Below are 24,658 nucleotides of genomic sequence, written 5' to 3' on the forward strand. Positions count from 1 at the left end.
CAACTACATATTGGCAATAATAAGCAAAGCACCAATGATAACGATCAAACCGCCAACGCTGGCTGCTGTCCATATGATGGCTTTGCGATTGACCTCTTCTTTTTTTTGTTGCAATGCAGGTGGTTTACGTTTCTGAGCCATGGCTTTTTTCCTCCTTCATAGGTATCGAAATGGTCTAGAGTAACCATGCTTTCATTGTAAAGAATTCAGCCTGCTATTTCCAGTGGGTAGGTCGATTTCTTATGCTTAGATCATCTGATTTGAAATTTGTTTGTCTATGCGTAAATGACTTTCTTTTTGAAGGAGAAACGGCTAGACTTGTGTGTAGAGTTTTTTTACATATAAGAGACGGAGAGCGGCCATATGGCGTACCGAACCAGAACGGAGTGAGTGATTTGTTATACAAAAGTCTTGCTAAACCTTTATTGTTTAAAATGGACCCTGAACAGGCCCATCATCTGATTATTGGTGGCCTAAGCGGTGTGGGTAGTGTCCGTCCAGTTCCATCCGGACTACGTGTCATGTACGGCGTGCGTGAAACCCCGGATCTGGCGGTGGACATGTTCGGTTGTCATTTTCCTACACCGGTTGGTCTAGCCGCAGGTCTGGATAAAAACGGACAGGCTGTTACCGGTTTCTCTTCGATTGGGTTCGGATTTATGGAGGTTGGAACGGTGACACCGCTCGCACAGTCCGGTAATGATCAACCCCGTCTATTCCGTTTACCGCCAGATGAAGCGCTGGTGAACCGGATGGGCTTCAACAATCTCGGTGCAGAAGCGATGGCGGGTGAACTTGCGCGTCTTCAAGAGCGTCGTATCCCTGTAGCGGTCAATATTGGAAAAAATAAAGTCACTCCAAATGAGGAAGCTCATCTGGATTATGCGAAATGTATACAAGCGTTATATACTTATGCAGATTTGTTTGTGGTCAATATCAGTTCACCAAATACACCGGATTTGCGTAATCTGCAACATGGGAATGAATTGAAAGAACTGCTGGCTGCAGTAATGGAAGAGATGAATCGCCAACAGGCTAAGGTTGGTGGAGCAGCCAAATCCGTACTTGTCAAAATAGCTCCTGACGTGAATGAGCAAGAACTCGAATATATGGTTGGTACGATTGCGGCGAGTGGGGTGTCGGGTATCATTGCGACGAATACAACGATTAGTCGTGAAGGTCTCTCGCATCAGCACGCGAAGGAAACGGGCGGGCTCAGTGGAAAGCCGCTACGTGAACGTTCAACAGAAATCATTCGTCAGGTATACAGACAGACTGAAGGCAAGCTCCCCATCATCGGCTCCGGTGGCATTTTTACCAGTGAGGATGCTTATGAGAAAATTAAAGCCGGAGCAAGCCTGGTAGAAATCTATACTGCGTTAATCTATGAAGGACCAGAAGTAAACCGTAAAATCCATGCTGGATTGCGCGAATTACTGCGTAAGGACGGATATCATCATATTTCAGAGGCGGTTGGTGCAGACCACCGTTAAAGAGCGATATACCCCCAGAACACGGAATAATAGAAGCGTGGGAGAGTGTAGAATGGATCGGGACTCTTCCCCCCGGCAAACATCATGTATAATGGATAAGAACAGGGGATGCTATAGAGACAGGAGGCTTAACGATGGACGGTAGAGACTGGGGTACATTTTTACTTCCTTATGAACAAGCGGTAGAGGAATTGAAGGTCAAATTCAAAACGATGCGGGCCGAATTGAAGAAACGGGAAGAATATGCCCCGATAGAATTCGTTACGGGCCGTGTCAAAAAAATCTCCAGTATTCTGGAAAAATCAAGACGTCTGAATGTGGCACTGGATGATGTGGAGACGGGGATAGAGGATATTGCGGGTATTCGGATTATGTGTCAATTCGTGGATGATATTAGGCGTGTTGCCGAGTACATCAGAGCACGGAAAGATTTAACCGTATTGATTGAAAAAGATTATATAACCAACTTCAAAGAAAGTGGTTATCGCAGTTTTCATATGATCATTGAGTATCCTGTACAGACGGCCTTGGGGCAGAAAAAAGTGCTTGCCGAAATTCAGATTCGGACACTTGCCATGAATTTCTGGGCAACGATTGAACATTCTTTGAGCTATAAATACCGGGAAAGTCTGCCGGAAGACATGCGAGCGAGACTTAAGAAAACAGCAGAGGCCGCTTTCGTCCTCGATAATGAGATGTCAGCGATCCGTCTGCAGATTCTGGAAGCGCAGAAGGCTTTCGAGGATGATTCCAATATTGTGTCAAGAACGCTCAGTATCATTCAACAGCTTTATTTCTATCATCTGGTTCATGAGGCAATTGAAGCACAGAGACGATTCAATGACTGCTGGGAACGGAATGATATGGAGGGGCTCAAAGTGCTGCTGGATGATGTGAAGGAACTTCTGAACAACGCCAGAAAGGGCGAAAATCCAGATGAGCAGTTATGAACCGCTCTACATTGATTATCTGATTTATTTTAATCGGGATCGGGATTATTTCGAGTGTCATGAGGTGCTTGAAGAATTGTGGTTGGAAAGAGATCGAGACCCGCTATACAAAGGCCTGCTGCAAATCGCGGTGGGACTGTATCACTATAGAAATCGTAATTTTCGCGGTGGACGAATGATGCTGCAAAGTTCTCTCGAACTGCTGGAATCGTATCCTGACAGTATTCTCGGTATCCATCTGGGCGATTTGAAAGCTGACGTTCACAGAATTGTAAACGAGTTACAAGATCATGATTCTGAAAAACTGGAGTATCGTGATCTGTCTATCCTTATTGAGGATAAGGCACTTGTACAGCATATACAGAAAAGGTCGCTGGAGCTGAAACCTAATGTTCCGCAGCGGCGAAGTCCAACCCGGGGACGAATTTACGAAGAGAAAATGAAGGCACTACAGCAGACGGAGTTACAAGAGCACGACGAGAACGCTAATCATCAAGCAAATAATTAGGGTCCTACATCCTATGTTTGTATAACAAGACACCCCGACGACTCCTTTACAGGAATGATCGGGGTGTTTTTGGTTTATTGAATTTAATTTTACCAAAGTTCATTGAACTAGCTTTTACTTGGAGTTGCACTGCCTTTATACTTATCAAAAAATTGCTTGTAGTCGTCCAGAGTATAACCGTTGTCGCTTCCGTTCTCTTTCAAACCGCCAACCATGCGGTCTTTCTCAACGCCATCTTGGTAATAAACGAGAGTAGGTGTGAATTCAATGTTGTAATCTGTCCAGCCGGATTCGAACTCGCGCAGGTTAAACTGTGGAAGCTTAATTCCTTCACTGTCTACCAGCGGCATCAATTGTGGTGTCGTTGCACGGCAGTGTGAGCAGTCGGAAGCAAAGAAATAAACAAAGAAGCTATCTTTGTTATCAATTCTGGTTTTCAGATCAGCCGGCAGAATGATTTGTTGATAGTTAGGATCTTTGAGCAACTCTCTTGTAGCCGGATTAAGCTTGGAAGCTGCAATGCCATAAGCGTTTTCTACAGTATCCATCTGTTTCTTGGATTGTTGGTTCACGAGAACCAGCGCAGCAATCATGACGACTAGTATGCCGAGGAAGATAAGGATTGTAGCGCTTTTCTTTTTCTTCTTGGAATTCATTGTTCATCCCCCATTTTTCATATCGAGATAAAATTTGCAACAAAAATGCAGGCTGGGATAATATGCATAAACAACCGAATTTTTGCTGATAAAACAATCTATTAGCATTATACTACATTACACGCTGTAGTGGAATACACATGATAGGATAGGCAAGCAAAATCAGGATATGATAACATAGAGCAATATGTCATTTTAACAGGATAGGATGAGTGGAACTATGGCCGTACAGTTGCCTTTGGACTTCGCAGAGCGAATGAAACGTTTGCTTGGCGATGAATTTGAATCTTTTATACAATCGTATGAACAATCCCCGCATGCCGGGCTCCGCGTAAATACGCTTAAAATATCAATGGAACAATTTAAAGAGATTGCCCCGTTTGACTTAAGACCTATTCCGTGGTGCGAAACGGGTTTTTACGTGCCTCATGGGGTGAAGCCTGGCCTACATCCTTATTACCACGCGGGTCTCTATTATATTCAGGAACCGAGTGCAATGGCTCCCGTGGAGCAACTGAACGTCCAGCCTGGAGATCGCGTGCTCGACTTGTGTGCTGCTCCTGGGGGGAAAACAACCCAGATTGCTGCCAAGTTGCAAGGTAAGGGGGTGCTTGTCACGAATGACATTCATTCAGAGCGTACCAAAGCACTTGCCAAGAACGTGGAGCTGTACGGCGTAAGAAATGCCGTTGTGCTGAATGAGTCACCTGAGCGCATCGCGGATGCGTTTCCTCATTATTTTGATAAAGTGTTGATCGATGCACCGTGCTCAGGCGAAGGCATGTTCCGTAAGGATGAAGACATGGTGAAATCCTGGGAACATCATTCTGTGGAGAAGTGTGTGTTGATGCAGCGAGATATTCTCGAAACGGCAGCGCGGTTATTGGCTCCAGGAGGAACGATTGTTTATTCGACCTGTACCTTTGCGCCGGAGGAAAACGAAGCGATGATTGCCGAGTTTTTGAAGTTAAATCGTGATTTTGCTGTAGTTAATATTGCTGATACCGCTGGATTTGCCCCAGGACGTCCGGATTGGGTGCGTGAGATGTTGCCAGATCAGGCGACGGAGACAGAAGAAGTGCTGGATCAGACGCGTGGCACAGCCCGATTGTGGCCTCACTTGTTAGAAGGAGAGGGACATTATGTTGCTGTGATCAAACACTCTGATGAATCTAATCTAGAGTTAGGTAAAGAGTTACATGAAGAAAAACGTGGTGCTGGACAACGTGTGCCTGAGTCCAGATTGTTGCATGAACCGAGTGAGGATCGTTCCTTTTTACGATCGGCTTCGCTTCCTATAACCAAAGCCGATCGTAAAAAGGAACGTTTGTTACGGGTTGAATCTAGAGCAAGCAACGACAAAAGTACACGCGGTGGTAAACACACCGCGAAACCAGGCAAGAAAGGGAAAGAGGCTGGTGGTCGCAAGTCTGACCGAGGGCAAGGAAGAGCTTCGGATTCCAGCTCCGTTGATCCATTAGCGGTCTATGCTCAGTTTGTAAATGAGAATCTGGTTATACCGCTTGAAGGTGAAACGGTATGTTACGGGGATCGTGTATACCAGTCAACGGTAGGTGCTGCCCGTCTGGAAGGGTTGAAAGTGATTCGCCCCGGATGGTTTATGGGCACGGTTAAAAATGGGAGATTCGTTCCGTCCCATCCCCTGGCGTGCGCATTGCGTGCATCCGAGGCACATCGAAGTGTGCATCTGTCTTCTGAAGATGGAGAAGCAGTAAGGTACTTGAAAGGGGAAACGCTGAATGTAGAGCAAGAACGGCTTAACCTTCTGGAAGGAGCAGCGCCTAAGGGGTATGTGCTCGTATGCGTGGATGGATATGCGGCCGGCTGGGGCAAATGGTTGGATGGTGTATTGAAAAATGAATACCCTGCAGGATGGAGGTGGACATCGGTATGAGTGGGAAAGGCAAACAAACACAGCGATTGGATAAAATTTTAAGTCATATGGGTGTAGGTACGCGCAGCGAGCTTAAAAAAATGGTGAAGCAGGGACGTATTCATGTGGATGGCAAAGCGGTAAAGGACAGCGGCATTCAGGTTGATCCGGCAATAAACATCATTGAAGCAGATGGTGAGCGGATTGTTTACCGTGAAATGATCTATCTGATGCTTCATAAACCGCCGGGTGTTGTATCTGCGACGGAAGATGCTCGGGATAAAACCGTGCTGGATCTGCTGCGCAAAGAAGATCGGATCTTTCAACCATTCCCGGTAGGGAGGCTGGACAAAGATACGGAGGGACTTCTTATTTTGACAAATGATGGCCCTCTTGCCCATGATCTGTTATCCCCTCGAAAACATGTACCCAAAACATACGAAGCACGGGTGCTCGGGAAAGTGGATGTGGATGACGTGCAGCGTTTCGCAGCCGGCGTTAGACTCGATGACGGGTATGAGGCCATGCCGGCGGAGCTGACTGTGCTGGGATATGAAGAAACAGATGAAGGCGTCGTATCGCTTATTTCGCTTATTATCCATGAGGGGAAGTTTCATCAGGTCAAACGCATGTTCCAGGCTGTGGACAAACGTGTCATCTATTTGAAACGTGTAGCCATGGGAGAACTTAAGCTGGATTCCGATCTGGCAATCGGGAGTTACCGCGAGTTAACTGCAGAAGAGCTGACTTGTTTGCGAAATAACAATGCAACCAACTAAACACAGATGGGATGAGAAGCATATGACGTACAAATTGATTGCACTGGATGTTGACGGAACTTTATTGAATGATGATCATGAATTGACTGAATGGACACAAGAAACACTGATTCAGGCCTCACGCCAAGGGGCAGAGATTGTGCTTTGTTCAGGCCGAGGCCCGGCCAACACGATTCCTTTTATGAAACAGATGGGTCTGAATGGTTATGTTATCACGCATAATGGTGCGGTTACTGCGCATGTGGAGACACGTGAAGTTATTCATCAGTTTGCTCTGGATACCCAGGGACTTGAACCTATTATGACGTACTGCCGTGAAAATGATGTGCATTTTGACATCAATACCGCTTTTGGTCTATATGTGGATCAACCCGAAGGTTTGGAATTACAGGTAAGGCAGATGTATTATAATTTCCTGGCTGAGCCGCTTAAGCTACCCCGTTGGGCAGATATGACTGAACCTCTGGCGAAGTTTACAGCTTTTGGCCCCATCGAGCAGATGGATATGGTCCAGCGCGAGTGGACGTCCTGGAATCTGCCGTATTACATGACACGTAGCGGTGACTTTTTCATTGATCTGATGCATCCCGAAGCTTCCAAAGGTACGGCGCTTAAAAGGCTGGCTGATTCCAAAGGTATTGTGCCATCCGAGATCATGGCCATTGGTAACTATTTCAATGATATTACGATGCTCACTTTTGCCGGTAAAGGGATTGCGATGGATAATTCTCCAGAAGAGGTTAAGGCCGCATCCGATGAAGTGACCTTGTCCAACAATGATGAAGGGGTTGCGCACGCGATCCACAAGTATATTTTGTCCGTATAAATCTTCCGCTTCTTCCTTACTTGATCTACGAAAAAGGCTCCATCATCGTTCGAAAATGTACAGTGCCTCATAAACTACTGTCTCTAGGGGCATCCTAAGAGAATACGTTAGGAATGAGGAGGACTGTCAATGGTACAGATTGATTTAACGGCGGATCTGCGCACAGCAAGTGGTGAAGTGCAGGATATTATGGTAGATGGCAGATATACAGGCTCGCTTTTACTGATCTACAGAGAAGGGGAGCGTCTGTCAGGCAGCCTTCAACTGGAACAGGAGTCTATAGAAGAGGAAGTAGAGCAGCTCATTATTGATAAGGTACATGCTTATGTTCGTACGCTTGCAGATGCGGTGGCGGCATCCTACTATGAAGTTTTGGTGAGCTGTGGCGCGTTGTATTCCGTCCTGCAACCAGCGGAACGAAGTGATGAGACGTTATGGTCTTATCGCGGAACAGCGGCTACGGAAGATGATGACCTGTATGACGAAGAGAGCCGTTATGGTGATGACTTTCCAGGCGAGCTGAATATCATTCCCGCATCTCGGGATGGATCGTTTACATATGAAGACCAGGAACATTTGCTGGAAATGGAGATGATCAGTGCCGGTCGTAACTTATCTAGCTATGTATTCAATGATGTTGAAGGGGAAGAGGTAGCAGAGGCTACGCTCAAACAGTATGGAGCCGATGCACAGGGGGAGATTCACTGGTACGAAGAACCTGACGACATGGTACAGGAAGCTGCGGCAGAATTGCTTGTACGGGAACTGGATGAGGAGATCATCGATACGATTACCATTCGGATATGGCATCAGGGGAACGAGTTGCAGACGCTAGAATGGGTGCATCGTGATTTTTCCGAAGAGCTGGAGGAAGATGAAGAGCAAGATAACTCCATTGATGCGATCGGAGATATGATTGAGCCAGAAGAGGCGGAAGAAGCATGTTATGTAATGCTCAGGAACAAGGATCGGGAGTTCAGAATCTATGATCTTTTCGTTCAGGAGCGCGGAGGTCTGCCCGTGGGCACAGCGACCATCGATACGTCACATTCCGATCTGACAGGTTATATGGATTACGATGTACCAGGCACAAGTGAACAGCGTAAAACCCTGGTAGAAGTGCTAATGAGGGAGCTAAACAGAGAGATTGAATTCGACTCATTACATCTCACCATGCTGTACAGGAATCAAATTATTGATGAAGCCAGAATGGATGGGTAAGAGGCGAAAGCCTTTTATCCATTTTTTTTGTCTTTATGCTTTTTGGTTTTGATTTTGACGGAAAAAAAATTTCCCGTTATTATTACGACTAGTTCTTATAATTAATGCAGTGCGATGGTATCGAATGGGAGCGACTTTTGGATTTGGACGTAGTTCAAACCAAGGGAAGCGAGCAGTCGAAACCGGAGCATATAGGAGGGACATGATGACACACACATTCACCATTCACAGCCAGTACATTAATGATGGCTTTCAAGCTGTTCAAGCACAGCCGGAGGACACGGAAGAGGTGCTCTCATTGCTTGCAGAGACGGCATCCTGGTTGAAAAGTAAAGGCTCTTCCCAATGGGATGCATTGTTACAAGGGGAAGATTCTCATGATACACCTTCGGCCATTCGCCGAGGGGACGTCTTTGTTTTCAAAAAAGAAGCGCAGATTGCTGGAATGGTCATTCTCATGCAGAAGCCGAGTCCATGGGATCTCAAGCTGTGGGGAGATCAGGCCCACGCGGAAGATGGGGCGCTCTATCTACATCGGCTTGCCATACGAAGAAAATATGCTCGAACAGGTCTGGGGAAGTCCATATTGGAATGGTCGAGTCGTGGCATACAATTCGCAAATAAGTCTCTCGTACGATTGGATTGCGGGGCTGACAATGTCACGTTAAACACGTTTTATGCAGGAAATGGATTCGGCTATGCAGGTAAGCATGATGGGTTCAGCATTTACGAGAAACCGGTTGAATTGTAGCAAGAATTCGTAACGAGTTGTTGATGACATCATGAGGAAGGACCTGGAAGCAGTTAAGCTTATGCGTCTAATTTTCTATATTCAGCTTAGTCCTTTGATGAAGAGATAAATGTAAAACATAAGCTTCTGCATGTGGAGTTGACTGAATATGTTGTATATACGACTCAATAATTAAGTTGTCAAAGCGGTGGATGTTCTTGCTTTTCTATGTCATAATAAACATTAATGGTATGCAATAAAATGCATGAAAATACATTTTCGTGTAAAGAACGGAGTTGGAGGCTCAAGAGCCGCTTTACTGAACATATGTTCTAATATATCATAAATGAATGTGGAAAAAGAGAAATGAAGTTGGAAAGGGGGATAATGACGTTGAAATTGCTACAGGCCCTATTCTTTCCTCCGGAGCAGCCCGGAGGTGTATCCTCTATGATTCCTTATATGCAGGAGAGGTTTGCAAGCCCAAGATGGGAGATGGACCTGTTTTCCTTGCCCAAACGTATTCGTAACAAAGGGAGAGAGGAAGTACAGTTTGATACGTTTGACTGGACCATCTATCAGGATAGTCCTGTGGTACAAAAGTATATTCAGACATATCGTGACTATCTATGGTGGACCAAGCTTCGCATTCAGAAGCCCTATGATCTGATTCATGCGCATCATCCTATTGCAGGGCTTGCCATGAAGTCGGTGTTTCCTGAGGTTCCCCTCATTCAAACCATTCACTCCAGTTATGAGAGAGAGCTTATTTTGAATGGCCGTATAGAGCCTGACGGGCTGGAACATCAATTCCTGCAGGCCATCTATGGAGAGCTTGAGTATCGTGCAGAGCGTCTGCTAACGGTATCTGATTCGTTCCGTCGATATTTGAGCCCGTATGTGAAACATCCAGACCGCATCGGCATCATTCCGAATGGTTTTGATGAGAAGCGGTTCAAACCGATTCCCCATGATAATGCGGTCCCGCAACTGGTAACGGTCTGCCGGCTTGTTCCTGCCAAGGGGCTAGATATTTTGTTTAAAGCATGTGCGGAGTTAAAGGATAGGGGACATGATTATGTACTTCATATTATTGGAGATGGACCGATTCGTCCTGATCTGGAAGAGCTCGCACAGCGTCTGGGAATTTATAATGAAACGATTTTTTATGGATATACGCTACATCCTGAAGAGTTTATGCCATTCTTTGATGTGTTTGTACTGCCATCGCGTGCAGAAGCCTTCGGTTCAGTGTTCGCCGAAGCGGCGCTTAGCTGTCTGGCGCTTGTAGGCACCGATGTGGGGGGAATCCCTGAACAGATTGAGGATGGTGTAAATGGACTGCTCGTACCGCCTGAAGATCCAACTGCGCTGGCTGATGCCTTGGAAAAGGTCATGCTGGACCCGGCATATCGCTATGAACTGGCTCGTTCCGCTTGTGAAAAAGCCAAAACATTTTACTCGCTGGGTAGATCGGTGAATGATTTGAAAAAAATGTACTTGCAATTTCAGTCGTAAAACTGGGAAAGCAAATATATGAAACAAGCCGCTGTAGTGATACAGCGGCCTTTTTGTATATAACGGATTTTACAACAGCCAATCCTCTGGATTGTTTGCTAATTCCTGAACAGCATTCATGAACAATCCGGCATGGTACCCATCACAAACTGAGTGATGAACCTGTAGTGATAATGGTAAAAATACCGAATTACCTTTGTGGATGAATCCCCCTGCCGTAATGATGGGAAGAAGGTAACGGTTATTATTGTTGATATTTAAGTTAAATCCAGTAAAAGATGTCCAAGGAATCATCGAAAGGGAAAACACATTTTCAGGTATAGGTGTCTTGGGAAACAATTTGCCTGAACGTTTATATTTTTCTACATCGATAATGTAGGCATCTTGAAACGTGTTGAAATCATCGGTAACACGAGTCCAAATGGCAGAGAACGACTCAGATGAGTGATCAAAGATGGTATAGAGCGGTTCCAGCATATCCCAATATCCCAGATCTCCATCCTTGTTGTAACCCGTTCTAAAAGCACGATTTGAGTTAACCACACTTGAAATTAAAAAGATAAATGCAGGATAGAATCGATATTCTTTTTGTTTGATGAGTTGATATACAGCAGTTACATCCATTTCATTGGTTAGGCTGAATGAAGTATTTTGATTCATATAGTGATGAAATATGTCTGTTCTATTCCAAGTGTTAAAATCAATTTTGTTAAAATTCATTAGATGAGCCTCCTAAATTTTGTATAAAACGAATTTAGGAGGCCAAGTTGTCTGCTTTTTTCATCAGAACCCATCCTTTACTAAGGTTTGCTTTAAATTGTACCATAACTTTATCCATTTAAACGGCTTCAATCTCATATCTAAGCCTTCAATTCATATTATTCCGACCACGAAATGTACCCCAGCGATCCCTAATGAGCTTACCCGCCCAAAAGAGTGCCATGCATCCGAAAATGGGATAAAGAACGGATAAAAGGGAGCTGAATCCAAATTGGCTAAACGAGTAACATAACATCATGATGACTAGTGTAATCAACCGGGGATGAACATCGATATGTTGTCTAAGTTGCAAAGTCATGCCGTAGATGTCGGCAACAAACGTTGTAAATATTTCCATGAAAATCAATGAGACATATACAGATTGCACTATCCATCCCAGTTGAAAAGCGATACTTCCCATAGGGATTTCAAACTGTACGATGCCTGGCATCTGGGCCGACATTGCAAAATGGGCTGCCATCAGCATAAAACCTACGCCAATCCCGCCTAGAATTCCGCCCCATTTTAATGTATTGCGATGACGAATCTGATTGCCTACAGGTACAAGTACCGCTTGAGCGAGCGCAAGGTTAAATGCGGTGTAAAGTAATGGGGAAATCCATACCTGAAACGGATTGCTATCTGTTGTCAGTGTGACAAAACGAAAGACACCCGGATGATGTAGCGTACTGAAAATCATAAGCAGGGACAGCAGAAGCATCATGGGCACCACAATACTGTTCATTTGCAGAATGGCCTGCATTCCACGTCCCAGAAGAAGATATGTACCGATCAAAGTGATGATCAAACCTGTTTGGTAGTGCAAACCCAGATGTTCCATAAAGACAGAACCCGCCCCGGCGAGCATCACGCTGTTTACACCGATCAGAACAATAAGAGTAATCCATGTAATCCATTTGCCAGCTTTGTGACCAAACAGATGTTTGTTAAGATCCTCATAGGAACGCGAACGGGTATCATGAGCAATAAGCATCATTTTGGTTCCGAGCCAGACAAAGAGCATGGTGGACAAAGCAATGGTGATTGTGGCCCACTTGCCATATTGGGTAAAAAACTGCAATATTTCCTGTCCTGTGGCAAAGCCGGCCCCGACAACAGTTCCGATGTATGTGAATGCAATCTGTAGCACCCGGAATACCTGTTTCATGTGTTTCCCCTTTCAGGTCCCGGGATTGTTGGACATGCGGGTACCATAGTACAAGTTATGCTTGACCAATGAAAGTCATGACTGCAGGATCGGCTAACGACTCTGAATTATCAGGTTCTGTGGACTTAGGGTTGATTTCGCTTGAACTTGTAGCTGGATATATGATACTTTATACCTCATAGGATAGGCTTGGGAGGTCAAATCATGGACGTATTAAAACAACGAATTTTACAAGAGGGTGTCGTCATCTCGGATCAGGTATTGAAACTGGATGGTCTTCTGAACCATCAGATTGATCCTGCATTAACGATGGAGATGGGACGGGAATTTGCTGCTCGTTTTCGCGAGAGTGGAGTTACTCGGGTGATTACGGTGGAATCATCAGGGATTCCGGTTGCTTTTGCCGCAGCACATGAACTGGGAGTACCTTTGGTATTTGCCCGCCGCAAAAAAACGCTTCTGGCCGATCCTGATGCCTACTGCGAACGTGTACCATCCTTTACGAAAGGAATCGTAACGGATATTATGGTGTCTCGCGAATACATTCATGAAAATGACCGCATTTTGTTCATTGATGACATTATTGCAAACGGAGATGCCGCCCGCGGCGTAATTAAAATTATTGAGCGTTCCGGCGCAGAACTTGTGGGATTTGGTGTTGTGGTGGAGAAGAGCTTCCAGGCTGGTGCCCGCACCATCCGTGAACAAGGGATTCCAGTAGAAGCTCTTGTACGCATTCGTTCACTGAATAATGGCACCGTGCAATTCGACGATAATGAAATGTGACTTTTTGAAGGAAATTGGGCCTAATTTTTGAAGTATGACTTTGCATGGCCTTAGATTTCCTTTATAATGGGGTTATGTTAGGGAGAGGAGGCAACACCATGGGGAACCAACCGGCAACAGAACAATTCTTTATTGATAAGCTGGCGGAATCGAAAGTTCATTTTGAACGTGCCCTGGATTGTAAACATACGGAATTCGATGACCTTTATCCCTATATGATTGAACATCCTCAATTTTTCTGGTACAAACGCTATGTTGCCTGGTCAGAATTACTGACGATTGTAGGCTTGTGTGAAGAGTTGTCCTTCTCTTGGAAAGAACAATTTACACCGCACCAAGTAGAGTACCTTGAAGAACGTGTGATGTCCGCCAAAGTGCTTGATTTTTGGTTCGAGAAGAACGACAGCAAAGAGCACGCGCAGCGGTAACTCTCAGTCGGGACATTTTTTTTCGAATGACATGACAGTCCAATACAGTCACGTGAGACCTAAATGACTTTTCATTTAGGTCTCTTTTTGTAAAGAAATTTGAGTATAGGAGTTATGACATGATTAGTGATACAGAATTGGATGCCCTGCGTTTGTCAGGGGAGAAGGTAAGAGTAGTGCGGGATGAACTGGAGTCTAATGATGTAACGGGCATCGTGGTAGCCTGGGATGATGAGCAAGTACTTATTCGCAGGCAAAATCGCCGTGTTGTGAAGCTGGATCGGTCTTACCGTTATCAGCTGTTCAGTGAGCCTCGTCAAAGTGTTTTAAGTGAATAAATGACATGAGTGCTTAGCTTAACGGATTCACGTTACCGGAAAGCTCCTTCAAAGAGAATGTCTGCTACACCAAATGTTTGGAATTACCATCAGGATCAGGCATATTTGCGACGCACGCGAGAGAAGATAGGTACAGTGGAACAATTCGCTGTATTTACAGCCGAAAGGGTGTGTTTCAAGTCATGACATTGATGAATGATAAAGTTCATGCGTATAAGGATCAGATTGGCGCATTAAGCGACGTTCTCCCGGATGTGGTGAAATCATATCATGAGTTTACGGGAGAGTGCTTCCAGCCGGGTGTGCTTGACGCCAAAACCAAGCAGTTAATTGCGCTAGGTATCGGTTTGTTTGCTAATAACGAAGTGTGCACGTTCTATCATGTGGAGGAAGCCCGGTCCAAGGGAGCGACCGATCAGGAGATCATGGAGACGGTAGCTGTTGCTGGTGCAGTGGGCGGCGGACATGCTCTGTCACAGGGAGCAATGAGGGTGCAGAAGGCGCTCCATTAGTGAATGAAGTAAAACAAAAATTAACAAGGTCATACACCTCTTTAATAGAGGCGTATGACCTTGTTTTTTTATAGCTCATCTTTACTTTCTTTACTGTAAGGAGGTAGCCAAAGGCTACTCCCCGTTCTTTAAATTCAATTAAAGTTTACCCAACATTTTGTTATACATAAATTGACCTGTCACCCGTCTTGCGGTTACATAACGATCACTGAAATACGGATTGGACAACTTGGTGATGCTGACACCTTTGCTGCTGGAGGCATGTGCGAATTGACCTCCACCGATGTATACTCCTGTATGTGAGATGCCTCTACCTGTTGTGTTGAAGAAGACCAGATCTCCTGTACGAATGCTTGCTTTGGAGACAGGTGTTCCGGCTTTCGCTTGTTGTTGCGACGTGCGAGGGAGCTCAATGCTATATTTGTTGAAAAGATATCTCATAAACCCGGAACAATCGAAGCCAGCCATGGTTGTGCCGCCCCATTTGTACGGGATGCCTGTCATATTGTTAACCATCGTATTAATTGTGCTTGCCTCTGTGCTTGTTGCCCCGGATGTAAATAGTACAGCAGCCCCAAAAATGGAAATAATCAGTTTTTTCAAAATCAATGTTCTCCCTTCGATGCCTACGGAGTTAGCTAAGGGTTCGGTAGAAGGTTCCCTATATTTCCTATGTATAAGAATAATTCACCCAAAATGGTTCCCCCGTTTTCAATCCTGAAACTCGGCAAATGAATAATTAAGTTTTTGTAACTATTTGAAACTATATTGCATAAATGCGTAATTGTCAAACCTGTTTAAAGGTGTTCATTTAGCCTCAATGTTAGCGGAATTATCGATTTTAGTTATCATTTTGTTGAAATTAGGGAGTTAAAGATTACAAAAAAGTCATTTGTGTTTCATATGAGAGAACTTGGATATTAAACAAGATTGTTAAAGGCTAAAATGGAAAAAATTCTGTTTAACAAATTTTTTTGGTTTGTTGCATATATTGACAAAAATATATTTATTGCATATTATAACCATATTAAATACATAATTTGTATTTAAATTGTTTTCATTGGAATATATGTGATATAAGTAATCAAATTTGTGAATGGGGAGAGTGTTGTCGAGTGAAAGCAAAAAAATTAGTAACATTTGTACTGGCGTGTTCTATGGTATTCTCCGTAGCGGGAATGGCTATCCTTCCTGTACCGACCGTATCGGCAGCTGATGCTTCCGGTACAACGGCGAGTATGTCCGATATCTTAAAGAATCAGCGCCCCGATGGAGGCTGGAGAAAAGATTACAGTCAGACGTCAGGTGAATGGGCCAAATCAACGATTGATAACAAAGCTACATACTCAGAAATCAGAAGGCTAGCAAGTGAATTCAAAAAAACAAATGATCCGCGATACTCAGCTGCAGCGATCAAGGGCATCAACTTTTTGCTTAATATGCAGTACTCCAATGGCGGTTGGCCTCAAGTCTATCAAAGTTCCGGCTATCATAAACATATTACCTATAATGATGATGCGATGATTAATGTGATGTACATGCTTGATGAAGTCGCAGGACGTAAGGGGAACTTCTCCTTTATCGACAGTTCTCTTGCAAATCGCAGTAAAAATGCAGTTTCCAAAGGAGTCGATGCTATCCTGAATACCCAGGTGGTATCCGGTGGGAAGTTAACGGCCTGGGGACAACAGCATGATTCCAGTTCACTTAGACCTGCGGGAGCCAGAATCTATGAAGTGCCTTCATTAACTGCAGGTGAAAGCGTGAACATTGTGAAGTTTCTGAAAACGAGACCGGCTAATTCAAGAATCACTGCATCTATCAAAGGTGCCGAAGCCTGGTTTAATAAAGTGAAAATTACAGGATATCGGTATGAGAGAGCGAATGGGGATAGCCGAATTATTGCTGATTCCAGTGCATCACCGATTTGGGCACGTTTCTATGAACTCGGTACGGACAAACCGATCTTTGTGGGACGTGATGGCGTTGTGAAATATAAGCTGAGCGATATAGAAAAGGAAAGAAGAGGCGGTTATGCATGGTACGGCAACTGGCCGTCCAAGCTGTAGAAAATGGTTTATTTAACCGAATTTTCTAATAAGTCCACTACTTACGGATATATAAGCTTAATCTGAAGCAGGCCTGATAAGTGCGAATCGGATACATATCTGTTTCGCACTTATTTGGTGATGAATAGATGTGTTGACATGTTAAACTACGCGTGGTATATTATTTCTTGTCGCCGATAATGATTGGAAAGACACAATATATGCGGTCGTGGCGGAATTGGCAGACGCGCACGGTTCAGGTCCGTGTGGGCTAACCCCCCGTGGAGGTTCGAGTCCTCTCGACCGCATTAGATAGAAAAAGACCTCTTAGGCTATTGCTAAGAGGTCTTTTTCTATCTAATGATATAAAGAACAATCAACAGTCTTTAATTACAGTATTGTCTCAAAATAGACGAGTAGAGCAACTTAGGTCTATTCAACATGGGAGCTTGGCTACTTTTTGCCCAGCTAAAAAAAGGTTTAGAATCAGATAACTTATGATGCTGCTGTCACCGTAATGTTATCAATGTTCGGTCCCTCTGTGCCTGTTGTTACGATTCGGAGTGTATTCGTACCTGAATTCATAGGCACTTGAATTGTTTTTTCACCCCAAGTAGACCAGCTTCCTGTTTGAGTAAAGGGCTCATTACTGAGTACTTTTGTGCCATTAACATAAATATCTAGAGTCCGCGTACCACTTTCCAAAGCGTAACGAAACTTTACATTTTTGGTGCCTGTGATTGTGTTATTGATATCATTCCATTGGATTGCGGAGCCTGTATAAGCGTTGAAGTTAACATATCCAGAACCGGTGAAGCCCGGATAAGCTGTTTCAATGACTGCATCCGTAAGTGTTGTTCCTGTTTCGGCCTCATAAGTGGTGCCCGTGCCTACATTGCCGCCACCGTTGCCGCCAGTAATATTAGCAACAAATGTTGTTACACTCTGTGCTGGGAGTTGAGCTGTGAATGCGCCATTGGAAACGTTAATTGGTGCAAGACTTGCCAGATTACGACTGCTGTCTGTTACATACGAAGATACAGTGGATGCATTGCCATTTTGCAACACAAAGCGTTGACTTTTTGCCGAAGTGCTGCGGTTAATGGCTACGATGACGACCTTGTTATCACCTTTGTAAGCGGACACGTAAGTATTTGTATCCGGATTTTTGGAAGCATCTACTCTGACATAGCCTGGGCGAACAAATTTGGAGAAATGGGCCATATTGTATCCGCGCTTACTGATTGTACCATCTTCCTTCATTGGTCCATATTGCCTGCGGATATACCACCATACATAGGCTTGGAAGTCGCCTTCAACCATGGCATTATGCATGTGGTAGGAGACGTCTAAGGCTTCCGGCCAGCGGTCAGCGGAATTGTTGTCACTGTTAGGATAATACACTTCGGTCATCCAAAGCTCTTTGCCAGCTCCCTTTTGTTTGAAAAGAGGATAGGCAAAATTGTTGACCTGTGTTCCATACAAATGCGCTCCCAAAATGTCCATGTTAGCAAGTGCTTGTGGATCATTCAGGATTGGGTCGGATATGTTTTTCAGGTATTGGAAGGATTCTGGAGCCATGACTTTGGTACCTTGGATGCTACCTGCATTTTCTTTCATGAAACGCAGGATTTCCTGTGGAGTCCACCAGGTCCAGTCATGGGCATAATCCGGTTCATTTTGAACGGATATGGCATACAGATTCACGCCGTTATTTTTCATAAATGTTACAAAGTCATTCAGATGTTGTGCGTAAGCAGCGTATTTGTCATAACGTAACCGCTTAGCATTGGTATCACCATTTCGATTAAACGTCTCAACCATGCTGCTTGGAGGGTTCCAAGGCGAGGCAAAAACGATAGCTCCCTTTTCAATCGCACGTTTGGCTGTAGCAACTTCAAGAGCCCAATTATTGGGGTTCGGGTCTACCCAGATTCGGAGTACAGAGAATCCTAGCTGATTCTGACCATTTCCGAAAGCGGTTTCACGTTGTGCTGCAGTTAAGTCACCAACCCAAACGGGATGGTTGATACCACCAAAGCCACGGATTACTTGTTTTTCCGAGGATAAGTTGATGTTGGCGTCACTTGCTGCAGATACGTTGGTTGGAGTCAACATTAGGGGGAGGGCAGTTAAGCAGGCTAACAACAGGTTGACTGATTTTTTAAATTTAAACCTCATCTTCAATGTGTTCACTCTCCTCAATATAGATGTGACTTGCGAAAGCCTGGACAAGAAAAATAAATTTCTCGGCATAACTTCGAAAAGGGAGGCATCACATCCTCTCAGAAATGATTGGGATAGATCTTTTGACAAAAAAAGGATTTGCTTTGTAAATTCTACTATATTATTCCTGTAAAAAATACCCGATATATTGCAGTTGTTTGTAATTTTTTATGTTTTTTTGACTCGAATGCTATTTTCATAGGATAACAGCGCTGTTTAAAATTTATGTCAACCGGTTGACATATCGAATCATCAGTGTTTATGATAAAGCTGTATTCAAAATGTAAACGCATTCATAACAAACATCAGGGGGGAAGTTAAGAAATGAAAAAGACGTGGGTACCGTTTGTTGGCGTATTGATACTGATGTTGGTCATTACCGCCTGTTCCTCGGGTAAAACAACGGATTCTTCAGCAAAGGGCTCTGACAAACAGGCTGGAGAGGCTTCAAAAGAGGTGAAATTGACCTTTTTTAACACATCCGCAGAAGTCAACGGTGTTTTTGAGAAATTGTTCAAGACGTATCATGAGCTGCATCCTGAGGTAACCATTGAGCTTATTCCTACCCCGATTGGTGGAGCGCAGCTGGAGAAGTTCCAATCCTTGCTTGCTTCAGGCAATCCGGCAACAATTGCCAATCTGGATGCAGGCACAATCTTGCAATATAAAGACAAATTCCTCAATCTGGATTCGGAAAAGTCAACGTATGAAGGGTTAACGAAGCCTGGTGCGGTAGATGGAGCGCTACTGGATGGTCAGTTTTTGGGTATCCCTTGGACAGCACAGGGGTATGGCCTTTTATACAATAAACGGGTTGTAGAAGAGGCGATGGGTGGCCCTTTTGATCCAAACAGCATTAAAACTCGTGACGATCTGGAAGCTGTTTTCAAAAAAGTAGAGGCGGCTGGCAAAGCACCTGTCATGCTTCATGGCGCAGACTGGTCACTTGGAGCGCATTATCTGGGACTTACCTATTCTCTTCAATCGAGCAACGTGGAAGACAATCGTAAGTTCGTGAAGGACTTGGAAAATGGAACTGCGAAGCTCACGGACAATGCTGCATTTAACGGATTAATCGATACCTTCGATCTGCTGAAAAAATACAACGCACGTAGTAAAGATCCACTCGTGGCAGATTACACCAAGGATAGTACGGATTTCGCCAAAGGAGATGCGGCTTTTTATTTCATGGGTGACTGGACATGGGCTGTTATAGGTAATCTGGAAGGCCGCGACAAAGAGTTTGGCATTATCCCTGTTCCGATTAGCAACAACCCTGAAGATTACGGAAATACTCAAGTAGCTTACAGTGAACCGAAACTCTTTGCTATTGATAATTCAGGTTCTACGGAAGCGCAACAGACTGCGGCCAAAGCATTCATTCAGTGGATGGTGACGAGTGATGAGGGGCAGGATGCGATTGTAGCGCAAATGGGGCTGGCACTGCCATACAAAGACGTCAAAGTGAAAAGCAGTAACATTTTATCTGAAGCAGTGAGTAGTTACGTAGACCAAGGTAAAGTGTTGAATATCAGTGTGATTAATTATTTACCACAGGATTATTGGGCGAAGACGGGTGCATCTATGCAAAAATATTTGGCTGGTGTAATTGATCGAAATGGACTGGCAGAGGAAGTGCAAGCTTACTGGGCTAGTCAGGCAGGAAAATAGAATTATAAACGTTCGAAAGGGGATGTGCATCCATACAGGGGGCGCATCCTCCAATATTCCAATCGTTCATCAAATCTTTCATCAAGCCGTTACCAAGGGAACCACAGGAGGTCAACATGGATAGAAAAATACGGATGAGAAACGCGGGAACCTTCTTACTGTTTGGAGCTCCTTCCGTTGTCGCTTTTCTCGCAGTGGTTGTGATCCCGTTCATCGTTGGATTGTACCTTACGTTCACCAATTGGGATGTTCGTACCGGGGATAACACATTTATTGGTATATCCAATTATATCGCGGTTTGGCAGGATACCGTGTTCTGGACTCAATTATGGTTTACCCTTAAATATGTATTTTTCACTGTCATTATCGCAAACGCTGCTGCTTTTTTTATTGCTCTTGTGCTGACGGGTGGTGGGAGAGGCGAGCAATGGCTTCGCACTGGTTTTTTTACACCCAATCTGATTGGGGGCATCATTCTCGGATATCTTTGGCAGACTTTGTTCTCACAAGTACTTCCTTACTTAGGGCAAAAGTATGGCTGGTCTTGGTTTGAAACATCCTGGTTAACCAATACAGACACAGCTTTCTGGGCGCTCGTCATCACAACGTCATGGCAGTTGATTGGTTATCTCATGATCATCTATATTGCCGGCTTTGCCGGGGTTCCGAATGATGTGCTCGAGGCTGCCAGCATCGATGGGGCAAGCCGCATGGCAACGATACGCCGGATCATGTTACCGCTCACCATTCCAGCCATTGTGATCTGTGTATTTATTTCGATTTCTCGATCGTTCCTGACCTATGATATTAACCTTGCGTTGACCAAAGGGGGGCCGTTTAACTCTACGGAGCTCGCGACTTATCATATCGTGCAAAAGGCATTTCTGTCTAACCAGTACGGGGTCGGTCAAGCGGAGGCTGTGGTGCTCTTCGCCGTAGTCGCCATTATTGCGTTGACGCAATCGTATCTGCTGAAGAGATTGGAGGTCGAGTCCTGATGTCGATCCGCCAATTCCTTCCTTCGTTGAAGAAAATACTACTATACGTGTTGCTGTTTCTTTTTCTCACGCCGTTTTTGTTGATTATTATGAACTCATTCAAATCGACCCAGCAGTTCGTAGAAAATCCGTTATCGTTGCCAACGGGAATTCAACTGGACAACTATGTCAGTGCATTTGACAATATGAATTTTCTGGATGGATTTCTGAACTCGTTGCTGATTACCGTCGGCTCCGTGTTGCTGATTCTTTTTTTCTCATCCATGACGGGGTATCTGTTTGTTCGTTTTAAATGGCGTGTGAATGGCATTCTTTTCTATGCGATGCTGGCTTCACTTGCTCTTCCGTTTCAAGTTTTAATGATCCCACTGGTGATGTTATACGGCAATATGAGTCTGCTCGACTCCAAAATAACCTTGCTGTTTATGTACCTGGGTTTCGGTGTACCTTTTGGCGTATTTACGTTCCATGGATTTATCAAGGGTATCCCTTATGAACTCGAAGAATCTGCTTTTATCGAAGGGAGTTCGCTTATGCGGACGTTCTTCCAGATTGTGCTTCCTTTGTTAAGGCCGGTATTTGTGACATTAATTGTGCTGGATGTGTTATGGATCTGGAATGACTACTTGCTACCAAGCCTGGTGCTGTTATCGCCGGAGCACAAAACATTACCACTATCTACGTACAATTTCTTCTCGTCCTATTCAGTGGATTATGCGCCGCTCATGGCTGGGTTGATTATGACGATTATTCCGGTACTGATCATGTATTTGCTTCTGCAAAAACAGATTATCAAGGGGATTACAGAGGGGGCACTGAAATAGCACTGAAGTACCAAGAAGTGAACTGGAGTGAAATGGAAAACGATTAAGCTTATAATGGATTAAAAAGAGCAAGGTGGTTAACGGTTATGCCCAAGATTGATGATGTTGCCAAAAAAGCAGGAGTATCGGTTACAACCGTGTCCCGCGTATTAAATAATAGAGGATACATTAGCGAAGAAACGCGCGAAAAGGTCTATCGGGTAATGAAAGAGCTTGATTATCAACCCAACGAGATGGCCAGAGCTTTGTTTCGTAAAAAATCGAATATGATTGGTCTGATCATTCCAGATGTATCCCACCCTTTTTTCAGTGAGATGACTTATCATCTGGAGTATTATGCGGACAATTCTGGTTATAAGCTTTTATTGTGCAACTCCAATCGAGATGTTAGTAAAGAAAGCAAATATATTGATATGTTGAAAAAAAACAAGGTGGATGCCATCATTACAGGCAGTTCTGTTCTTGATGTACAGCATTACCTGAATCTGAATCTTCCGATTGTTTCATTGGATCGTGAAGTGGCCGACAACATTCCGGTCGTTTCTTCGGATAACGAGATGGGGGGCAGGCTGGCTACGCAGCTACTCCTTGATAAAAATTGCAGCCAGCCAGCCTTTCTCTATCGAGGGATTGGAGGGCCACACCATGTCGCTTTGCTGGCAAATGGCCGAGCACAAGGATATGAAGCCGTGATGCAGCATGCAGGACTTGAACCGATTCATCTGCAACTGGATGCTTCAGCCGGGGATGAGCTGGAGATTCAAGAGGAGATCATAGGCTTCCTGGAGCAGCATCCAGCCGTTGATGGTATATTTGCGAGCAGTGATGTCATCGCTGCTGAAGCTGTGCAGGCTTCTCGCCAGGCGGGAAAACGTATCCCTGAGGATATGCGAATTATCGGTTATGATGATGTGAAAATCGCTTCTCTGCTCAGTCCACGTCTGAGTAGTATACGGCAGCCAATACAGGAGATGGCTGAACGAATCATCGGCTTGGTTCTACAACAGATTCAGGGAGAAGAAATTGCTTCGGGTACAAACCTGTTCCCAGTCCAGCTGATTGAGCGGGAAACGACATAGAAGGGGTGCTTTCAAGAAAGCACTCTTCTTGTTTGCTATATATGTCAACCGGTTGATATATAAGGTGTAAGCATATCTTTGTTCATTATATTTTTCGTAATAATGTTCTTGTATATATCGATTGTTCAACTTATATCGTTCATGACTATAGCTTCATTAATTAAACATTGGATCGAGACAGGGGGATACAGAATGGATTTTATTAATAGAGTTGCACCGGAGCTAAGGGCGGGTCTGTTAGGACTTGAAGTTATACAGCTGCCTGAAGACCTGATGAGAGCACGTAAAAATGCAGATCCGAATGTATCACAAGTTGATCAGACTTCAGACGCAGTTCAAATCGTAAATGAGTATATTCAAGGATCGGATGGAAACGAACTGCAACTGCGCATTTATTCACCTGTACATGAGAATACACAAGAGAGGCCGGCACTGCTATGGATTCATGGGGGAGGAATGATTCTGGGAAGTCCAGAAGGGGATGACCAGCTCTGTACAGATTTTGCGATTCGAGCTGATTGCATCGTTGTCTCTCCGAATTATCGATTGGCACCCGAACATCCTTATCCTGCAGGACTTGAGGACTGTTATAGCACACTTCAATGGATGTCAGAAGAAGCCGAGGCACGAGGCATAGATCTGAAGCGTATAGCCGTTGGGGGAGCCAGTGCAGGAGGCGGGCTGGCGGTAGCCCTCACCCTTTTGACAAGAGATCGCAAAGGGCCTGAACTGTGCTTTCAGCTACCGCTATATCCGATGCTGGATCATCGGAATGGCACATCGTCCAGCTATGAGATGACACATCCTTCGATATGGAATCGGGCGCATAATGTAGCGGCCTGGAAGATGTATCTCGGACACCAATTTAACATTGAAGTTCCTGTATATGCTTCTCCCAGCCTTGCTACCGATCTTACAGGCCTGCCGCCTGCGTATATTTGCGTGGGTGAGCTGGATCTGTTCCGGGATGAGATCTTAGAGTATGTGTCTCGTCTGTCCAGAGCAGGAGTTAAGGTTGAATTTCACTTGTATCCCGGGTGTTATCATGCTTCAGAGCATGTTGCTCCCGAGGCAGAGAGTAGTCAGCTGATTCGAACGGAGTATATTGAGCGTTTAGCTCAGGCGTTAAAACGTTAACCGGAGAGGGCAACCTCTGATTTTTGAAAAAAGTGATCGTCTTAATGAAAGTATTGTACAGCAGATAGCCCTACAATAAAGGAGTCATGTCAGTCAGGTGACAGCTTTT

The 24,658-nt window shown here is 44.5% G+C and carries 25 protein-coding genes, 1 tRNA gene and 1 riboswitch; of the genes, 20 read left to right on the top strand and 6 right to left on the bottom strand.

Translation table 11 applies throughout. The annotated features are described in order from the left end of the window. Positions 1–3: 3 nt before the first annotated feature. The gene (locus tag ACT89M_RS10320; protein WP_167375854.1) at positions 4–141 is read right to left on the bottom strand and encodes a hypothetical protein; all 138 of its coding nucleotides are present in this window, start codon (positions 139–141) and stop codon (positions 4–6) included. Between the two features lie 254 nt (positions 142–395). Between ACT89M_RS10320 and ACT89M_RS10325 the strand changes: the two genes are divergently transcribed. From ACT89M_RS10325 to ACT89M_RS10335, 3 genes are all read left to right on the top strand, one after another. Further along, positions 396–1,493, top strand: a complete 1,098-nt coding sequence (locus ACT89M_RS10325; RefSeq protein ID WP_154886558.1) for a quinone-dependent dihydroorotate dehydrogenase — start codon at positions 396–398, stop codon at positions 1,491–1,493. 134 nt (positions 1,494–1,627) lie between these two features. Then, positions 1,628–2,443 carry a GTP diphosphokinase gene (gene yjbM / locus ACT89M_RS10330; RefSeq protein WP_090924744.1) on the top strand — a complete coding sequence of 272 codons (816 nt, stop codon included), beginning with the start codon at positions 1,628–1,630 and terminating at the stop codon, positions 2,441–2,443. Beyond that, positions 2,430–2,951: a DUF309 domain-containing protein gene (locus ACT89M_RS10335; RefSeq protein ID WP_154886556.1), complete on the top strand. Its 522-nt coding sequence runs from the start codon at positions 2,430–2,432 to the stop codon at positions 2,949–2,951. Before yjbM ends, ACT89M_RS10335 begins: the two co-directional genes overlap by 14 nt. 107 nt (positions 2,952–3,058) lie before the next feature. Here the strand turns inward: ACT89M_RS10335 and ACT89M_RS10340 are convergent, their stop codons facing one another. After that, positions 3,059–3,607 carry a thioredoxin family protein gene (locus ACT89M_RS10340; protein ID WP_090924746.1) on the bottom strand — a complete coding sequence of 183 codons (549 nt, stop codon included), beginning with the start codon at positions 3,605–3,607 and terminating at the stop codon, positions 3,059–3,061. A gap of 220 nt (positions 3,608–3,827) precedes the next feature. Here ACT89M_RS10340 and ACT89M_RS10345 point away from each other — a divergent pair, with 220 nt between their 5' ends. From ACT89M_RS10345 to ACT89M_RS10370, 6 genes are all read left to right on the top strand, one after another. Then, positions 3,828–5,522: an RsmB/NOP family class I SAM-dependent RNA methyltransferase gene (locus tag ACT89M_RS10345; RefSeq protein WP_154887417.1), complete on the top strand. Its 1,695-nt coding sequence runs from the start codon at positions 3,828–3,830 to the stop codon at positions 5,520–5,522. Further along, complete coding sequence (locus ACT89M_RS10350) at positions 5,519–6,280, top strand: pseudouridine synthase (RefSeq protein WP_487345221.1); 762 nt, start codon at positions 5,519–5,521, stop codon at positions 6,278–6,280. Before ACT89M_RS10345 ends, ACT89M_RS10350 begins: the two co-directional genes overlap by 4 nt. 22 nt (positions 6,281–6,302) lie before the next feature. After that, entirely contained in the window at positions 6,303–7,106 is an 804-nt protein-coding gene (locus tag ACT89M_RS10355; RefSeq protein ID WP_253495647.1) for a Cof-type HAD-IIB family hydrolase, read from the top strand. Between the two features lie 129 nt (positions 7,107–7,235). Beyond that, positions 7,236–8,327 (top strand): hypothetical protein, encoded by a 1,092-nt coding sequence (locus ACT89M_RS10360; RefSeq protein ID WP_308722071.1) that lies wholly within the window; start codon positions 7,236–7,238, stop codon positions 8,325–8,327. Positions 8,328–8,529: 202 nt separating this feature from the next. After that, positions 8,530–9,078: a GNAT family N-acetyltransferase gene (locus ACT89M_RS10365; protein ID WP_308722070.1), complete on the top strand. Its 549-nt coding sequence runs from the start codon at positions 8,530–8,532 to the stop codon at positions 9,076–9,078. A 372-nt stretch (positions 9,079–9,450) separates the two neighbouring features. Further along, the gene (locus ACT89M_RS10370; RefSeq protein WP_154886547.1) at positions 9,451–10,575 is read left to right on the top strand and encodes a glycosyltransferase family 4 protein; all 1,125 of its coding nucleotides are present in this window, start codon (positions 9,451–9,453) and stop codon (positions 10,573–10,575) included. A gap of 69 nt (positions 10,576–10,644) precedes the next feature. On the opposite strand, the gene catA is transcribed toward ACT89M_RS10370, so the two are convergent. Together catA and ACT89M_RS10380 are read right to left on the bottom strand one after the other, a co-directional pair. Continuing rightward, the gene (gene catA, locus ACT89M_RS10375) at positions 10,645–11,295 is read right to left on the bottom strand and encodes a type A chloramphenicol O-acetyltransferase (protein WP_154983993.1); all 651 of its coding nucleotides are present in this window, start codon (positions 11,293–11,295) and stop codon (positions 10,645–10,647) included. Between the two features lie 148 nt (positions 11,296–11,443). Beyond that, positions 11,444–12,502, bottom strand: a complete 1,059-nt coding sequence (locus ACT89M_RS10380; RefSeq protein WP_154886543.1) for a YkvI family membrane protein — start codon at positions 12,500–12,502, stop codon at positions 11,444–11,446. Between the two features lie 204 nt (positions 12,503–12,706). Here ACT89M_RS10380 and ACT89M_RS10385 point away from each other — a divergent pair, with 204 nt between their 5' ends. From ACT89M_RS10385 to ACT89M_RS10400, 4 genes are all read left to right on the top strand, one after another. Next, positions 12,707–13,288, top strand: a complete 582-nt coding sequence (locus tag ACT89M_RS10385) for a xanthine phosphoribosyltransferase (protein ID WP_090924753.1) — start codon at positions 12,707–12,709, stop codon at positions 13,286–13,288. A gap of 98 nt (positions 13,289–13,386) precedes the next feature. Beyond that, positions 13,387–13,716: a hypothetical protein gene (locus ACT89M_RS10390; RefSeq protein WP_024629266.1), complete on the top strand. Its 330-nt coding sequence runs from the start codon at positions 13,387–13,389 to the stop codon at positions 13,714–13,716. 119 nt (positions 13,717–13,835) lie between these two features. Continuing rightward, the gene (locus ACT89M_RS10395) at positions 13,836–14,054 is read left to right on the top strand and encodes a hypothetical protein (RefSeq protein WP_090924754.1); all 219 of its coding nucleotides are present in this window, start codon (positions 13,836–13,838) and stop codon (positions 14,052–14,054) included. A 182-nt stretch (positions 14,055–14,236) separates the two neighbouring features. After that, positions 14,237–14,566: a carboxymuconolactone decarboxylase family protein gene (locus ACT89M_RS10400; RefSeq protein ID WP_090924755.1), complete on the top strand. Its 330-nt coding sequence runs from the start codon at positions 14,237–14,239 to the stop codon at positions 14,564–14,566. Between the two features lie 138 nt (positions 14,567–14,704). On the opposite strand, the gene ACT89M_RS10405 is transcribed toward ACT89M_RS10400, so the two are convergent. Continuing rightward, on the bottom strand, positions 14,705–15,169 hold the full coding sequence (locus ACT89M_RS10405) for a C40 family peptidase (RefSeq protein WP_145412618.1): 465 nt from the start codon (positions 15,167–15,169) through the stop codon (positions 14,705–14,707). A gap of 5 nt (positions 15,170–15,174) precedes the next feature. Continuing rightward, a riboswitch (cyclic di-AMP (ydaO/yuaA leader) is annotated at positions 15,175–15,306 on the bottom strand. Positions 15,307–15,681: 375 nt separating this feature from the next. Here ACT89M_RS10405 and pelA point away from each other — a divergent pair. Together pelA and ACT89M_RS10415 are read left to right on the top strand one after the other, a co-directional pair. Then, the gene (gene pelA / locus ACT89M_RS10410) at positions 15,682–16,635 is read left to right on the top strand and encodes a pectate lyase (RefSeq protein ID WP_261769170.1); all 954 of its coding nucleotides are present in this window, start codon (positions 15,682–15,684) and stop codon (positions 16,633–16,635) included. A 202-nt stretch (positions 16,636–16,837) separates the two neighbouring features. Then, positions 16,838–16,922 (top strand) — tRNA-Leu (locus ACT89M_RS10415). A 187-nt stretch (positions 16,923–17,109) separates the two neighbouring features. Here the strand turns inward: ACT89M_RS10415 and xynC are convergent. After that, the gene (gene xynC / locus ACT89M_RS10420) at positions 17,110–18,795 is read right to left on the bottom strand and encodes a glucuronoarabinoxylan endo-1,4-beta-xylanase XynC (RefSeq protein WP_154960127.1); all 1,686 of its coding nucleotides are present in this window, start codon (positions 18,793–18,795) and stop codon (positions 17,110–17,112) included. Positions 18,796–19,164: 369 nt separating this feature from the next. Between xynC and ACT89M_RS10425 the strand changes: the two genes are divergently transcribed. The 5 genes from ACT89M_RS10425 (at position 19,165) to ACT89M_RS10445 (ending at position 24,549) form a co-directional block, all read left to right on the top strand. After that, the gene (locus tag ACT89M_RS10425; protein ID WP_154886538.1) at positions 19,165–20,511 is read left to right on the top strand and encodes an ABC transporter substrate-binding protein; all 1,347 of its coding nucleotides are present in this window, start codon (positions 19,165–19,167) and stop codon (positions 20,509–20,511) included. 116 nt (positions 20,512–20,627) lie between these two features. Beyond that, positions 20,628–21,509: a carbohydrate ABC transporter permease gene (locus tag ACT89M_RS10430; protein ID WP_090924368.1), complete on the top strand. Its 882-nt coding sequence runs from the start codon at positions 20,628–20,630 to the stop codon at positions 21,507–21,509. Continuing rightward, on the top strand, positions 21,509–22,333 hold the full coding sequence (locus ACT89M_RS10435; protein WP_487345222.1) for a carbohydrate ABC transporter permease: 825 nt from the start codon (positions 21,509–21,511) through the stop codon (positions 22,331–22,333). Before ACT89M_RS10430 ends, ACT89M_RS10435 begins: the two co-directional genes overlap by 1 nt. An 86-nt stretch (positions 22,334–22,419) precedes the next feature. Then, a complete protein-coding gene (locus ACT89M_RS10440) occupies positions 22,420–23,412 on the top strand; it encodes a LacI family DNA-binding transcriptional regulator (RefSeq protein WP_221786535.1) in 993 nt (330 codons plus the stop codon). A gap of 192 nt (positions 23,413–23,604) precedes the next feature. Next, a complete protein-coding gene (locus ACT89M_RS10445; protein WP_221786536.1) occupies positions 23,605–24,549 on the top strand; it encodes an alpha/beta hydrolase in 945 nt (314 codons plus the stop codon). Positions 24,550–24,658 lie beyond the last annotated feature (109 nt).

The organism is Paenibacillus sp. NN59 (genome assembly GCF_057597225.1).

What these genes read in the sequence shown, in the direction of transcription:
- ACT89M_RS10355 (WP_253495647.1), top strand. Translation starts at nt 6,303, where the DNA reads ATGACGTACAAATTGATTGCACTGGATGTTGACGGAACTTTATTGAAT.
- catA (WP_154983993.1), bottom strand. Translation starts at nt 11,295, where the DNA reads ATGAATTTTAACAAAATTGATTTTAACACTTGGAATAGAACAGACATA.
- ACT89M_RS10440 (WP_221786535.1), top strand. Translation starts at nt 22,420, where the DNA reads ATGCCCAAGATTGATGATGTTGCCAAAAAAGCAGGAGTATCGGTTACA.
- ACT89M_RS10385 (WP_090924753.1), top strand. Translation starts at nt 12,707, where the DNA reads ATGGACGTATTAAAACAACGAATTTTACAAGAGGGTGTCGTCATCTCG.
- ACT89M_RS10435 (WP_487345222.1), top strand. Translation starts at nt 21,509, where the DNA reads ATGTCGATCCGCCAATTCCTTCCTTCGTTGAAGAAAATACTACTATAC.
- ACT89M_RS10360 (WP_308722071.1), top strand. Translation starts at nt 7,236, where the DNA reads ATGGTACAGATTGATTTAACGGCGGATCTGCGCACAGCAAGTGGTGAA.
- ACT89M_RS10365 (WP_308722070.1), top strand. Translation starts at nt 8,530, where the DNA reads ATGATGACACACACATTCACCATTCACAGCCAGTACATTAATGATGGC.
- ACT89M_RS10350 (WP_487345221.1), top strand. Translation starts at nt 5,519, where the DNA reads ATGAGTGGGAAAGGCAAACAAACACAGCGATTGGATAAAATTTTAAGT.
- ACT89M_RS10400 (WP_090924755.1), top strand. Translation starts at nt 14,237, where the DNA reads ATGACATTGATGAATGATAAAGTTCATGCGTATAAGGATCAGATTGGC.
- ACT89M_RS10390 (WP_024629266.1), top strand. Translation starts at nt 13,387, where the DNA reads ATGGGGAACCAACCGGCAACAGAACAATTCTTTATTGATAAGCTGGCG.
- ACT89M_RS10335 (WP_154886556.1), top strand. Translation starts at nt 2,430, where the DNA reads ATGAGCAGTTATGAACCGCTCTACATTGATTATCTGATTTATTTTAAT.
- ACT89M_RS10395 (WP_090924754.1), top strand. Translation starts at nt 13,836, where the DNA reads ATGATTAGTGATACAGAATTGGATGCCCTGCGTTTGTCAGGGGAGAAG.
- ACT89M_RS10445 (WP_221786536.1), top strand. Translation starts at nt 23,605, where the DNA reads ATGGATTTTATTAATAGAGTTGCACCGGAGCTAAGGGCGGGTCTGTTA.
- yjbM (WP_090924744.1), top strand. Translation starts at nt 1,628, where the DNA reads ATGGACGGTAGAGACTGGGGTACATTTTTACTTCCTTATGAACAAGCG.
- ACT89M_RS10380 (WP_154886543.1), bottom strand. Translation starts at nt 12,502, where the DNA reads ATGAAACAGGTATTCCGGGTGCTACAGATTGCATTCACATACATCGGA.
- ACT89M_RS10425 (WP_154886538.1), top strand. Translation starts at nt 19,165, where the DNA reads ATGAAAAAGACGTGGGTACCGTTTGTTGGCGTATTGATACTGATGTTG.
- xynC (WP_154960127.1), bottom strand. Translation starts at nt 18,795, where the DNA reads ATGAGGTTTAAATTTAAAAAATCAGTCAACCTGTTGTTAGCCTGCTTA.
- ACT89M_RS10345 (WP_154887417.1), top strand. Translation starts at nt 3,828, where the DNA reads ATGGCCGTACAGTTGCCTTTGGACTTCGCAGAGCGAATGAAACGTTTG.
- ACT89M_RS10430 (WP_090924368.1), top strand. Translation starts at nt 20,628, where the DNA reads ATGGATAGAAAAATACGGATGAGAAACGCGGGAACCTTCTTACTGTTT.
- ACT89M_RS10340 (WP_090924746.1), bottom strand. Translation starts at nt 3,607, where the DNA reads ATGAATTCCAAGAAGAAAAAGAAAAGCGCTACAATCCTTATCTTCCTC.
- ACT89M_RS10320 (WP_167375854.1), bottom strand. Translation starts at nt 141, where the DNA reads ATGGCTCAGAAACGTAAACCACCTGCATTGCAACAAAAAAAAGAAGAG.